We start from the raw sequence: 14,300 nt of genomic DNA on the forward strand, positions 1-14,300 counted from the left end.
CAACTCCAACTTACAGAAACCATAACATCTGAATATCAACACTAAGGCTTAAAATACTGATATTCCATCATGATTTTAATTGAAGTATTTATTCAATTATATACATTAATTTATATTTAATCTTCTTAAGCACAACAGAATTTTGAGAATAAAAAAAACCTTCGACTCAAGTCGAAGGTTTTCTTTGAAATATGATAAAGAATTGTTTTAAACGTATCTCTTAGGCTCAATTTCACCTTTCAAGACCATATAACCATTCATTGCAAGAGCTTTCATTTCATCTTCACCCGGATAAACAATAATTGGTGCAATAAATGAAACCATTTCTTTCACATAATTTACCAAGTCAGTGTTATGAGCGATACCACCGGTTAGGATAATACCATCAACCTTACCTTTTAAAGAAGCTGCACAAGCACCAATTGATTTACCCACCTGGTAAGCCATAGCATCTTGAATTAGTTTCGCTTTTTCATCACCCGCTTTGGCTTTCAATTCAATCTCGTAAGCATCATTCGTTCCCATATGAGCAACCAATCCACCTTCACCTTTGATCATTTTTTTCAAATCATCCAAAGTTACTTTTCCGCTAAAACAAAGTTTAGCCAAAGCTCCGGCTGGAAGTGTTCCCGAACGCTCAGGTGAGAAAGGACCTTCACCATCCAATGCGTTATTTACATCAATAACACGCCCTTTTGAGTGAGCACCAACAGAGATACCACCTCCTAAATGTGCTACAATAATATTTAAATCCTCGTAGTGTTTATCAAGGGTTGACGCAAAAGCACGACCTACTGCTTTTTGATTCAAGGCGTGAAAAATTGAAATACGCTCAAATTCAGGATGACCTGAAACACGTGCCACATCAATCATCTCATCAACCACAACCGGATCAGCAATATAAGCTTTAGCATTAGGTAAAGACTGTGCAATATTATCAGCAATCAGCCCACCAAGATTACTTGCATGCTCTCCAAGAACACCTACACGTAAATCAGCTTTAAGGTTCTCATCAACCAAATATACACCTGATTCAATAGGCTTTACAAGTCCTCCACGACCTACTACAGCTTCAATAAAATCAATAAGAATCTCAGCATCTATCAATTCCTTTAGGATGATATCTTTACGAAACTCGAATTGTTCTGAAATGCTGTTGAATTGAGCTAACTCTTCGTTAGAGTGCTTAATATTTTTTAGAAAGACTGATTTGTCGCCTTGATATACGGCAATCTTTGTAGATGTAGATCCCGGATTAATAGCTAAAATTCTGCGATTTTCCATTAGAAAAAGTAGTTTATTGTTTGTTTAGTATTCGAGTGCAAAAATACCAATCTCTATAGGATAACCATGCAAAAATTAAAATCTTTTTCCTGCTTTACATCATGAATTCCAAACCCAAAGTAGAAACAGATAATCAGCAACTTACAAAAGCTTTACCATTTCAGAAACTGCATCTCTCAAATTTTCTTTTGTCTGTTTCATCGCATCAGTCAGGCTTTGGCTCTCTTTTTTTATAGGGAAAACCTTGTCAAATGGTGAGTTTTGAAGAAATTCTGAAGTCCCGCAAAATGCATAAACACGTTTCCCCATTTCTTTTGCTTTTTGGGCTAAAACATAGGGGGCTTTTCCAAAAGCTGACTGCGAATCAATTCGCCCCTCTCCGGTAATCAAAAGGTCACATCCTGCTATCGCTTTATCCATATTCAAACAATCGAAAACCAATTCGCTACCAGATCGCAATTTAGCCCCGCACATGGCGTAAAGACCTGCCGCAATACCGCCAGCAGCACCTCCATACTTCATTTTCGATATGTCTATCTGAAATTCCTTCTTTATTATTTCAGCAAAATATTGATGATTCTGATGCAACAGATCAATTTCATCACAAGAGGCTCCCTTTTGTGCTCCAAAAACCTTTGCCGCACCACATTCTCCAAGCAAGGGATTTTCAACATCACAGGCGATCTGAAAATCGACATTCAAAATTCGCCTGTCAAAATCCTGAGAATCTATCTTAGCAATTGCAGATAAATTACCTCCTCCACCCTTAAGTTCTAGACCATCTTTATCAAAAAAACGATACCCCAAAGCTCTTAAAACTCCAAACCCCATATCAAGTGTTCCACTGCCACCAATGGCAAGAATTATCTTGGAACAACTCAGATTAAGAGCCGAACGAATTAAATCGCCCACGCCATAAGTATGCGTATTCAGAGGCTTATATTCAGAGGGGGCCAGTAAAGACAAACCAGCAACATGAGTTAGTTCAATAATTGCAACATCTTGTTCTGTAAGAAATAAAGAGGCCTGGATTTCTCTACCAAGCAGATCAGTGGTTGTAACAATGTGATTTTCACCTTTTAAATGATGGGTCAACACATCAAAAGTCCCGTCACCACCATCAGCAATGGGTAAACATTGACACTTAAGTTCAGGATGAAACTTTAGAAGATTAAATTGAATGATTTCAGCAACTTCAAGAGCAGACATACTGCCTTTAAAAGCATTGGGTGCAATCAAAATATTCATCCTTAAATTAGAGCTTCGTTATTAAATATATCGATTTCAAACTCCTAGCTGCGATCAATAAAATCGGAAATATCATCGAATACAAGCATTGTTGGCTGTGCTTCGAAATAATTAAACAGATCCATCTCCGGCCATTTCTTTACAGAACGCATCACACGAGCCATTAGCTTATTCAATTCACTTGGAAAATCAGATCCTCTCCACGAAGATGTATTGGTAATAATCACCCAGGTTGTGCCATCAGGGTTCTGTTTCATCAAGGCAGAAGTCCCTGCAAGCGTTCCGGTACGCCACCATGTACCATTCGATCGGGTTCCTTTCCATCCAATTGGGCTAAATCCCCTTCTGCTGGGTTTTGTCATATAGGCTATACTCTCCTTAGAAAGAATATCGGCCTGCTTATCTTTACCATCAATAGCCACATAGAATTTCATCAACTCGGCTGCAGAAGCAACCCAAGCACCTGCACCACCGAGAGCTTCAATATTATTTCCCCCATTGCTACGGTAAACTTTTTCTCCTGAACCATCAAAAGCCGGAATCAACATAGCATTCGATTGCTCATAATAATTCACTTCATTAGGAAGCTTATCTTCACGCAAATTTTTTCCCAAATGCATATCAAAAATACCTGCTGGATGCAAAATATGTTCCTGAACGTAGCTTTCATAATCTTTTCCTGAAACGGCCTCAACAACTTTTTCAAGAACTACATAACCTAAATTCGAATAACTGCCACGACTACCCGGGGTGAAATGCAAACGTCGTGATAAAGCAAATTCAATAATCGTTTCTGCACTTGCCGGAGCAGGAACATTCATCTTTTCAGCAATGGTTATTGGTAAAAACATCTGATCCCCATATCGGCTTGTAAATCCAGCCGTATGTCTTAACAGGTGTTCAACATTTATTTCTCTGGCTCGCTTATCGCGGATATTTAAATAGTTTTCCGAATTAAGAATTCCATTCTCACCAAAAACCTTATCACTTAAATGCAACTTCCCTTCTTCCTGAAGTTTCATAATTGCAGTAGCCGTAATCAGCTTTGAAACACTGGCAATACGAAATAAATGATCGGGTTCTACCTTCACCTTCTTTTCCACATCAGCATAACCGTAACCTTTGGCAAAGACTAATTTCTGATCTTTAACCAAAGCAATAGAAGCACCATTAATATGCCAATACTCAAGAAATTTATTGATTTTATAATCAGCATTCTTAGTCGCCTCTGATGATGAAAGTTCATTGGATATACGATGCGAAACAGGATCTAGTTTGCTATCGTAGGGAATATGTAATTCTTCGCGTTTGGACGAGCTGGTATGTGTATCCAACAGGACCACAACCAAGGTTAATATGAGTATTATGATTTGTTTTACAGTCATTCTCCACAGTTTATCTTTTAAAGATCTCATTACAAGATGCCTTAAGGATATTTATCTCTCAAATTTCGATTCGCCACAAAAGTGACTATTTTTTCTCAATAAACAGCTTGAAGATAAAACATTTCCTTCAGATACATGACATAAAAACGCAAGTTTTTGGCTAATAACAACAGATACAAGATTTTTATATAAATTTCAATAATACAGACATATACTTGTATTTCTGATCATTTGTCGTGAGATTCAACTAATATAGATCTAAGACCTAATCCGATCACCCAACGCTAAAGCATCAAAAAAGTGTACAAAAATACAGACCTAAAGATTAACAACTTAAGGAGATTCCTTCTTGTTCAAAGATAAAGCCATAATCTTTTTTAACACTTTCAGTCTCTAATTCCCCAAAACGATTCACAAGTTTTACCTATATTTGCAGGGACCTTACCTTAAAACTCAATATCTAAACTTTTAGCAATAAAAGTTATTCACCTGTTATAACTGTTTTGAACAGCTGGGTGAGTATTTACACACAAAAAAATTGAGTCAAAAATCACAACTACAGGAATAAATGACAAAAGGCAAGAACACCCCAATCAAGGCTATTAAAAAAAATCCTCCCAAAAGAAAATCAACTCCGGCAAAAAATAGAAAGTCTAAGCAAACATTCAAAAAACGTCTCTTTCGCTTCTTCTTTTTCTGTCTGCTCATAGCTGGTTCAATGTTTGGATTATTTTTGGCTAGTATCTATTATGGTGCCTGGGGAAAGTTACCGGATTACCATACTTTAAAAACGATCCAAAATGCTGATGCTTCAGAAGTATATTCAGATGATGGAAAGATTCTGGGACGTATTTATGCAGAAAATCGCACAAATATCGATTTTAGTGCAATTCCGATTAATGTGATCAATGCACTTGTTGCTACGGAAGATTCTCGTTTCTACAGCCACGAGGGAATTGATGAAATTAGCTTGGTTCGCGTGCTGGTAAAAACATTAATTTTAGGCAACAAAAGCTCAGGTGGTGGAAGTACATTGAGTCAGCAATTAGCCAAAAATCTCTACCCAAGAAGAGATTTTGGTTCATTCTCTATGCCTGTTAATAAGATCAAGGAAGCTATTACCGCATCACGATTAGAAAAGATTTACTCCAAAAAGAAAATCCTTCAACTCTATTTGAATACCGTTCCCTTTGGTGAACAAGTATATGGTATAGAAAGCGCTTCACGTCAATACTTTAGCAAACCGGCTTATCAACTTAAACTTGACGAAAGTGCTGTTCTGATTGGAATGCTCAAAGCACCATCCTATTATAACCCTCGCCGTTTCCCCGAACGTTCAAAACAACGCAGAAATGTAGTTATTGGACAAATGGCTAAAAACAATTTTATTTCAGCAAACCAAGCTGAGCAGCTTAAACAAAAGCCTCTTGTAATCAAGTACCAAAAGCAAAGCACTCATTCAGGTCTTGCCCCCTATTTACGTGAACGCATTCGTGTTGAAGCAGATAATATTCTTAAAAAATACACGAAGGCTGACGGATCATATTATGACATCTACAGAGATGGTTTAAAAATTGTGAGTACTGTAGATTATAACATGCAAAAATATGCAGAAGATGCTGTTAAGTCTCACATGAAAAACTTACAGGATTTATTCTATAAACATTGGGGCAAACAAAACCCTTGGGATAATAATCAAGTAATTCTGACTTCAGCAATTGAACGTTCGCCTTATTATAAATCCTTAATAAAGGAAGGAAAAAAGAAGAAGGAAATAGATGCAATATTGAAGAAAAAAAGAGACATGAAGATTTTCACCTGGAATGGCGAAAAAGAAGTCAAGATGAGTGCTCTCGATTCTATCAAACATTACATCAAACTCCTAAATACAGGCTTTGTGGCCATGGAAAGCAATACAGGTAAAATCAAAGCCTGGGTTGGTGGAATCGATTATAAACATTTTCAATACGATCGTGTTACGGGCAGACGACAAGTGGGTTCCATATTCAAACCTATTGTTTATGCAGCTGCTCTTGAAGCAAATATGTCACCTTTTGAATATTATCCTAATGAGCGCAAAACATACTCTGAATACCAAGACTGGTCGCCCCGAAATGCTGATAACAATTACGAGGGCAGTTATAGTATGGAAGGTGCATTAGCTGAATCAATAAATACCATTGCTGTCGATTTTATCATGGAAACCGGTATTCAGGAAACCATTGAATTGGCTGAAGAACTAGGAATCACCTCTCCTTTACCCAAAGTGCCATCACTTGCTTTGGGAACCGCTAATATTTCACTATTGGAGATGATTCAGGTTTATGCAAGTTTTGCCAATAGAGGTAAAAAAGTTGAACCCTATTATATCTCCCGAATTGAGAACAATAAGGGAGAAGTTATCGTTGATCTAAACCCACTGGACACTGATACTGAACCCAACTTGTCACCTGAAAATGCTGATATCATCAATCATATGCTGACGGCTGTTGTTGACAGTGGAACAGCAAAAAGCCTGCGATCAGTATATGGTCTGAAAGGTGAATTTGCAGGAAAAACGGGTACAACTCAGTCTCAGGCTGACGGTTGGTATATTGGATACAATCAAAATCTGGTTGCAGGAGCCTGGGTTGGAGCAGAAGATATGCGTGTGCATTTCCGTTCTTTAAGCCTTGGACAGGGTGCTTCAATGGCACTCCCTATTTATGGTAAATTTATGTATCAACTCAACAATAATAGTAAATATAACAACTATTGTACGGCACCTTTTTTCAAACCTGATAATGAAATTCTAGCCAAACTTGACATACCTCATTATATGCCTCCTCGGGCAGGTTTTTTTGAAAGATTATTGGGTCTTGATAATAATAAAGACGACAAGATTAAAATTAAGGAACAACGAAATAGAAAAAAGAAAGATAAAAAATCCATCTACGATAAAATCAGATCCATTTTTAGAAAAAAAGATTAAAACTTAATTATCAGCGACTTTCTAAAAAAAATATCCTGATAATTATTAGTCTTTAAAATTCATTTTGCGTAAAAATACGTGTTCAGATAAAACACGTATTTCTACGCTATTTTTTTTATATCATCCAGCTTAACTTGCCAACCTCTTTAAGAGAAAAATGAATTTAATCAAACCCCCTGAAAACGATGTGTGCAACGGCAAATCAAACGAGAGTCTGGACCAAGTTTCAATCAGAAATAACAAGTGAAGAATTAGCGGTATTTAAATGTGCATTTAAAAACTATGAAGGAGGGGATTATGCCCCAATTGCTGTATCAACATTAGTAAGAAATCGGGTATGCTATAGTTTTTTTTGTAATGTTAAGAGAGAGTATCCTCAAGAAATCTACGTCCCTGCCATTGTAGAAATCTGTTTGGGAGATAATAATATTCCAAAAATTTCAAATATTATCGTTTACGAACGTTAGCTCATTTAAAATAAAACCAATACAAAAATTTAAGTATGTAATGCAGTAAATAACTGTCTGTTGAATAAGCTTGGTTGTTAGTTGGCCAAGCTTATTTTTTTATAGACAAACATCTTTAAAAAGTTAGAAGCGTTTCTTCCACCAAAACTTCAATCGTTCCAGTATCTTAATCTCTGATGCATTATTCTGAGGAATGTAAAGTCGCTGATTGGCAATCTCCTCCGGAAGGTAGTCCTGATCAACAAAATTGCCAGGATAATCGTGAGAATATTTGTACTCCTTACCATAGCCCAGATCTTTCATCAACCTGGTTGGGGCATTGCGCAAATGCAAAGGAACTGACAAATTTCCGGTTTCTCTGACCAAAGCCTGAGCCTTACCAATCGCCAAATAAGACGCATTACTTTTGGCTGAAGTCGCTAAATAGATGGCTACTTCAGAAAGGATAATCCTGGACTCTGGCATACCTACTAAATTGACCGACTGAAAGCCTGCATTGGCCAAAAGCAGTGCATTGGGATTGGCTAGTCCAATATCTTCACTGGCAGATATCACCAATCGTCTGGCAATAAACTTAGGATCTTCTCCCCCTTCAATCATTCTTGCCAGCCAATAAACTGCAGCATCAGGATCGCTACCCCGAATCGATTTTATTAAGGCAGATGCGATATCGTAATGCTGTTCACCATCCTTATCATACATGGATGGATTTTCCTGTAGCTCCTTCAAAACGAGCTTATTGGTCAAAACAATCTTATCAGTTACCTGAGAATTAACAACCAACTCCAATATATTTAACAACTTGCGGGCATCACCTCCCGAAAATTTAATCAGGGCATCCTTTTCTTTTACTGTAACATCTTTCTCTTTTAGGTAAATATCTTTCGAAATAGCATGATCAATCAAATACTCCAAATCTGATTTATCCTGAGCCTTCAAAACATAAACCTGACAACGGGAAAGCAAAGGAGATATCACCTCAAATGAAGGGTTTTCAGTTGTTGCCCCTATCAGAGTCACCGTTCCGTTTTCAACAGCTCCCAAAAGAGAATCCTGCTGAGATTTACTAAAACGATGTATTTCATCGATAAATAAAATAGGATTAGGTGTCGAAAAAAACTTCTGCTTTTCAGCCTTGGCAATCACCTCCCGCACATCCTTCACACCCGAATTTACAGCTGACAGAATATAAAAAGGTCGATTTAATTGATTGGCTATAATCTTTGCCAAAGTCGTTTTTCCAACCCCAGGAGGTCCCCATAAAATGAAAGACGAAATATTCCCCGACTCAATCATCTTTCGAAGAACTGCTTTCTCACCCACCAAATGTTTTTGTCCCAAATAATTGTCAAGACTGGTAGGGCGCAGTCGTTCTGCTAAAGGTTGGTTTGCTGACATATAAAAAGTAAGATATTAAAATTGAAAGTCTGTATTGAAGATTTTTATTCTCAGAAACAAGGATTGAAGCTTTATTTATCTTTATTGCAATAGCGTTTTATCACATTATAAGCATCAAGTAAGCCTAATTCACCGGCCTTACTTAAATCACCATAAGCTGATGTCTTATCATTATTGTACAAATACACCAATCCGCGGTTATAATAGGCTTCCTTAAATCGACTATCCAACTCAATCGCTTTATTATAGTCCGAAATTGCCTTATCAAACTGTTTGGATTTGGCGTAAGTGTTTCCTCTGTTAAAATAAGCGAAGTTAAAATCCGGATTCAATTTTATGGCTTTATTATAATCTGAGATAGCTGAGCTGTAATCAACGATAATCTCATAATCTTTTCCCTTTTTATCCTCATTCATTCGCAAATTAGTATGGTTATTCACACCAATTGATTGAATATAATCCGTCATATCAACAATTGCATTTGCCCGATTAAAATAAGCAAAGGCAAAATTCTTATTCTTCTCGATGCAGGTATTAAACGAAGCAATTGCATTATTGAATTTCTTATTACTTAACTCATAAGTCCCTTTAAAGAAATACGCCTCACTATCCCCTGCCTTAATCTGAAGATCAGCATCATTAATCTGTTTCTCAACCAACTCCTTAGAAAATAAGCTGTGTTTATTGCTAAAAGTAAAGGCTGGTGAATAATTATGCTTTTGATTGAAGTTCATCAACTCCTGATCGTAATACTGCATCTTTCCGGCACGAAGACTATCCATTGACAAATGGGTGATATGAAAATCGGCCTCGAGTTTGATAGTCACAAACTTATCCTGAACACGTCCCTTTATAATCTCTTCAACCACCTTATCTCTGGAGTTCAAATCAATCAAACGTTGAAAATTTTCAGTGGTATCAACAAAGGCTGCCATAGCACCTTCATTCTTCATTTTTTTATACTTTTCGATAATAATCAGACCTTGATTCCTATCCTGAATAGCCCCATCGATATCTTTTATCTCCTGCTTGGATGAAGATCGTGCCAAATACGCTTTTGCAAAATCAGGATAAATCTCAATTGCAGTTGTATAATCAGCAATAGCCCCCAGATTATCCCCAATATCAGCCTTAACCAATCCCCGATTGAAATAGATGAGCATATTGTCCGGATTCATATCCAAAACCATATTGAAATCTTCGATAGCAGAATTAAAATCGCCCACTTCCGACTTTAATAAGGCTCTATTATAATAACCGTAAGCGTTATTCGGATTCAACTCAATCACTCTATCGTAATCAGCCAAAGCCCCTCTTAAATTCTTAGTTGCATAATTTGAAATCCCTCTTCCCATTATCAGGCGCTCATCATTCGGATTGATTTTTAAGGCTCGCTCATAATCCGCCACAGATTCCTTATATTCTTTGTTCTTATATTTTAAATAGGCTCTGTGACCAAAGGCATCTGCTGAAAAATTATTGAGTTGAACAGCTTTATTACAATCGGCAATAGCGCCTTTAATATCATCCATTTGTTCTCTGACAATTGCCCGATTCAGATAAGCACCAATCATATCTTTTTTAATCTGTATCGCTTTGGTGTAATTAGCCTCAGCATCTTTAAAACGCTTTAAAGCTGCTAATGTAATTCCTCTGTTGGCAAATATTTCTGCATTATTAGGATTTAATTCCTCTGCCATATCAAAATCCTTAAGAGCCTGATTGTAACGACTCAACTGATTGTTGGCAACGCCTCTGTAAAGATAAGCCAGGGTATAATTCGGATTGATTGAAATCGCTTTGGTATAATCAGCTTCAGCCCCCTCAAAATCTTCCAGGTAATACTTGGCTAATGCTCTGAATAAATAAGGTTCCGGCAGATAAGGTTTAACCCGAATGATTTCGTTGAATTTTGTAATCGCCTCAGTATAGTCATCAAAATAGATCGCATTACGCCCCTTTGACAAAAGATTCTCTGTATTAAGCTGAGCACTTGCAAATTTGACACTAAACAGAAGACAAAAAAATATCAGAATACGAAATAAACGCATAGAAAATTAAAATTTCAGATGTTGAATTACAAACTTAAAAAATCTAGCTGGCAATCGAGGCAAATTAACAGAATTTAAATCTTAAAATACACAGCCTCACCAAGAGACTTAATCATCTATTTCTGATAAGATAAAACATATTCTTTTAATTTTTTCATAAATGTCTTAACTTGAAGATAAAAGCACAGCCATAAACAATATAATATATGAGGAATTATGGGTGTTTAGCTAAGACCTACTAAAAACTGCCGCTATGAAAGATGTTCTATATCAATACATGAAAAAGCGATATCAGCTTAAAGAACCTGACCCTTCAGAATTTATATTTCCAGGCCCTGTCATAACGATTTCAAGAGAATGTGGATGTTATGCAATTAATGTAGCCAATCTACTTGTTGAAAGACTCAATATCATTACTGGTAAGAAATGGACGGTTCTGACCAAAGAAATTCTTCTGGAAGCCGCAGAGAAACTAGGTTTACATCCTAAAAAAATAGAATACGTATTTGAGTCGAAAGAAAAATCAACCTGGGATGAAGTTTTTTCAGCCATGTCAAGCAAATACTACAAAAGTGATAAACAAATTAAAAAAACCATAGCCGATGTCGTGAAAGCGATGGCCAGAAGAGGAAATTGCATCATTATTGGGCGTGGCGGCGTTATTCTGACACAGGATATTGAAAGATCCTTACATTTAAAATTACATGCTCCCCTTAAATGGCGTGCCGAACAATTACAAAAAAAACATACAGGCTCTCTCACCGAAATGATGTCTTACGCACAATCGATAGATAATAAACGTGAAATCTTTCGTAATTTTTTCAATAAAAAACCTCTTGAATTAAGTCATTTCGACCTTATATACAATTCGATGAAACTTTCAGATGAGATCATTGTCAATACAACAATTGAAATTTTAAAAGCAAAAAAAATGATCTAAACTGCCTTTATTTACATGAATTAAATTCTCGTTTGAGTCAGATTTCAGCTTTTCATCGAGATAATCCTTAATAATATCTAAAAACTTAAGCAAAGCCCGCATAACAATTGGCTAGGTTTAAGTTTTTCTTATTTTTGCGCTGGAGAAATTGAGGCATACCAGGACAACAACTCATTTTTCAACATTAAAAAAATTATTACTTAAAATATCAACACTATGAATTTTAAAATTCTTGTAGCTGCTCTTCTTATTGGAGGAACCGCATTTTCTTCGACAGCCGGAGTAAAAAAAGACAAAAAAAAGGACAAAAAAGAAGGCTATATTTTTACGGATGTGAAGCGTATGCCAGCAACATCAGTAAAAGATCAGCACCGTTCCGGGACTTGTTGGGCTTTTTCGGGACTTTCATTTATTGAATCTGAAATGTTGCGTATGGGCAAACCAGAAGTTGATTTATCTGAAATGTTTGTGGTTTACAACTGCTACTCTGACAAAGCAATTAAAGACGTTCGTTTGAGTGGTAAATTCAACTTTGGTGGCGGTGGTGCATTCCACGATGTGACCTACGTGATGAAAAATTATGGTATCGTTCCTGAATCAGTATACGGCGGATTAAACTACGGTGAAAAAGGACATACTCATGGTGAAATGGATATCATCCTAAGCAACTATGTTGATGCTGTTATTGCAAATAAAAACAAAAAATTAACACCCAACTGGCACATCGGTTTCGATGGTGTTTTGGATGCTTATTTAGGAAAATTGCCTGAGACATTTAAATACGAAGGTAAAGAATACACACCCAAGACATTTGCTAAGGATTTTGTAGGCTTAAATCCGGACGACTATATTGAGATTAGCTCTTACACTCACCACCCATTCTATGAAAAATTCATTATCGAAGTTGGTGACAACTGGTTATGGGACGAAGTATACAACCTGCCTATTGATGAGATGATGGAAGTTATGGAAAGCGCCATTATGAATGGTTACACCATTGGATGGGCTTCTGACGTAAGCGAAAAAGGTTTTGCATATCGTAAAGGTGTTGCAATTGTGCCTGAAGCTGATACTAAAAACATGAGCGATTCTGAAATTTCTAAATGGCAGGATATGTCAGACCAGAAAAAAGAAGCACAACTTTACACATTCGAAGGTCCTGGAAAAGAAAAAGTAATTACTCAGGAAATGCGTCAAGTCGCTTTCGATAACTACTCAACGACTGATGATCATGGTATGCACATTGTAGGTATTGCTAAGGATCAAAAAGACAACAAGTACTTTATCGTAAAGAACTCATGGAATACTGATAACAATCCTTATGAAGGTTATTTTTATGCATCTTTCCCATTTGTGAAATACAAAACCATGTCTTTCATGATTCACAAAGATGCTGTTCCTGCTAATATCAAAAAGAAATTAGGTTTGTAATAAGCAAATCCAATTCAATAATACACAAAGCCTGACTGTACTAGTCGGGCTTTTTTTATTGCATAAACCAGACTTATTCCGTGATTGCCTTTCTGAAGAATATATTCTTACCAATCGAATACGTGTTCCCCAAATACAATTGTCTTCTTAAGAAAGGATGTCAAATACAGATTCAAACATTTATTGTCCGATTATTGTAGCATACGATATCCCTTATTAAAGTTGAAGCTATTTTTTTGCATCGACCATTTACAAAATATAAAAATTTAATATAAATTCGTATCTCTGTAAAGTTTACTACCTTAGAGATAGAATTTTAAGTAAAGGACTCATTAGATTATTAATACATAATTTTTACACTATGAAAAAGTTATTACTAGTAGCAGCTATCTGCTTATTTTCATCGGCCTTGTTTGCCCAATTATCGTCACCTATCAGTCTTGGTGTACATGGAGGTCTTGTTAGTACTAAACTAGATGCTAATATGAACGGTGCAAGTATCAAAGAAAATGCGAAAAATGGTATGATGCTGGGGGTTTTTGCAAGAATCAATATCAACAAATGGTACATTCAGCCTGAATTAAATTATGTGGTTCGTAAAAGTGAAACGGTTATTGCTGGCGAGAGCTATGATTTTAAAACTAAAACAATGGATATTCCAATGTTGTTGGGTTACAAAATCGTAAAGCTTCCTCTTTTCAAATTAAGAGCTTTTGCTGGGCCTGTAGCATCTTTCAATATTGACAATTCATTCTCTCAATCAGTTAAAGATCAATTTGGTGATCCAGATTTCAAAAGTGCTGTTTGGAATGGTAAAGTTGGTGCTGGTGTTGATGTTTGGAAACTGACTCTTGATGTTGATTACGAATTTGGTTTAACTGATGTATCATCTGAATTCCTTAAGAAAAATAAGATGGTAAATATCACCTTAGGCTTCCGTTTCTTTTAAACGATTTGCACTATAAAACACAAAAAACCGTCATTTTGTACTGACCCCAAAAAGTTGGACGGTTAAAAAATTAATTTTGAAAATGAGCTCGATACTTTATCGGGCTCATTCCATTTAGAGCCAAAGATATTCTTTCTTTATTATAATATTGTATGTATTCTTCAATATCGATTTTC

The 14,300-nt window shown here is 36.3% G+C and carries 11 protein-coding genes; 5 read left to right on the plus strand and 6 right to left on the minus strand.

The features are described from left to right. Positions 1 to 207 precede the first annotated feature (207 nt). The 3 genes from buk to EO244_RS15720 form a co-directional block, all read right to left on the minus strand. Complete coding sequence (gene buk / locus EO244_RS15710) at positions 208 to 1,284, minus strand: butyrate kinase (protein ID WP_129255640.1); 1,077 nt, start codon at positions 1,282 to 1,284, stop codon at positions 208 to 210. A 141-nt stretch (positions 1,285 to 1,425) separates the two neighbouring features. Then, on the minus strand, positions 1,426 to 2,532 hold the full coding sequence (locus EO244_RS15715) for a glycerate kinase family protein (protein ID WP_129255641.1): 1,107 nt from the start codon (positions 2,530 to 2,532) through the stop codon (positions 1,426 to 1,428). 44 nt (positions 2,533 to 2,576) lie between these two features. After that, the gene (locus tag EO244_RS15720; protein WP_129255642.1) at positions 2,577 to 3,947 is read right to left on the minus strand and encodes a serine hydrolase domain-containing protein; all 1,371 of its coding nucleotides are present in this window, start codon (positions 3,945 to 3,947) and stop codon (positions 2,577 to 2,579) included. 688 nt (positions 3,948 to 4,635) lie between these two features. On the opposite strand from EO244_RS15720, the gene EO244_RS15725 reads away from it, so the two are divergent. Together EO244_RS15725 and EO244_RS15730 are read left to right on the plus strand one after the other, a co-directional pair. After that, the gene (locus EO244_RS15725; protein WP_206734589.1) at positions 4,636 to 6,888 is read left to right on the plus strand and encodes a penicillin-binding protein 1A; all 2,253 of its coding nucleotides are present in this window, start codon (positions 4,636 to 4,638) and stop codon (positions 6,886 to 6,888) included. A gap of 185 nt (positions 6,889 to 7,073) precedes the next feature. Then, positions 7,074 to 7,355, plus strand: coding sequence for a hypothetical protein (locus EO244_RS15730; RefSeq protein WP_129255644.1), 282 nt, complete (start codon positions 7,074 to 7,076; stop codon positions 7,353 to 7,355). A 123-nt stretch (positions 7,356 to 7,478) separates the two neighbouring features. On the opposite strand, the gene EO244_RS15735 is transcribed toward EO244_RS15730, so the two are convergent. Both EO244_RS15735 and EO244_RS15740 read right to left on the minus strand, forming a co-directional pair. Then, positions 7,479 to 8,753: a replication-associated recombination protein A gene (locus tag EO244_RS15735; RefSeq protein WP_129255645.1), complete on the minus strand. Its 1,275-nt coding sequence runs from the start codon at positions 8,751 to 8,753 to the stop codon at positions 7,479 to 7,481. Between the two features lie 71 nt (positions 8,754 to 8,824). Next, positions 8,825 to 10,804 carry a tetratricopeptide repeat protein gene (locus EO244_RS15740; protein ID WP_129255646.1) on the minus strand — a complete coding sequence of 660 codons (1,980 nt, stop codon included), beginning with the start codon at positions 10,802 to 10,804 and terminating at the stop codon, positions 8,825 to 8,827. Between the two features lie 253 nt (positions 10,805 to 11,057). Here EO244_RS15740 and EO244_RS15745 point away from each other — a divergent pair, with 253 nt between their 5' ends. The 3 genes from EO244_RS15745 (at position 11,058) to EO244_RS15755 (ending at position 14,124) form a co-directional block, all read left to right on the plus strand. Then, entirely contained in the window at positions 11,058 to 11,744 is a 687-nt protein-coding gene (locus tag EO244_RS15745; protein WP_129255647.1) for a cytidylate kinase-like family protein, read from the plus strand. A gap of 216 nt (positions 11,745 to 11,960) precedes the next feature. Continuing rightward, complete coding sequence (locus tag EO244_RS15750; protein ID WP_129255648.1) at positions 11,961 to 13,175, plus strand: C1 family peptidase; 1,215 nt, start codon at positions 11,961 to 11,963, stop codon at positions 13,173 to 13,175. A gap of 361 nt (positions 13,176 to 13,536) precedes the next feature. Further along, positions 13,537 to 14,124: a porin family protein gene (locus tag EO244_RS15755; RefSeq protein WP_129255649.1), complete on the plus strand. Its 588-nt coding sequence runs from the start codon at positions 13,537 to 13,539 to the stop codon at positions 14,122 to 14,124. Between the two features lie 70 nt (positions 14,125 to 14,194). On the opposite strand, the gene EO244_RS15760 is transcribed toward EO244_RS15755, so the two are convergent. Further along, a complete protein-coding gene (locus tag EO244_RS15760) occupies positions 14,195 to 14,296 on the minus strand; it encodes an IS3 family transposase (protein WP_206734541.1) in 102 nt (33 codons plus the stop codon). Between the last annotated feature and the right edge of the window lie 4 nt (positions 14,297 to 14,300).

It is taken from the genome of Ancylomarina salipaludis (genome assembly GCF_004122035.1).
Taxonomy (GTDB): domain Bacteria; phylum Bacteroidota; class Bacteroidia; order Bacteroidales; family Marinifilaceae; genus Ancylomarina; species Ancylomarina salipaludis.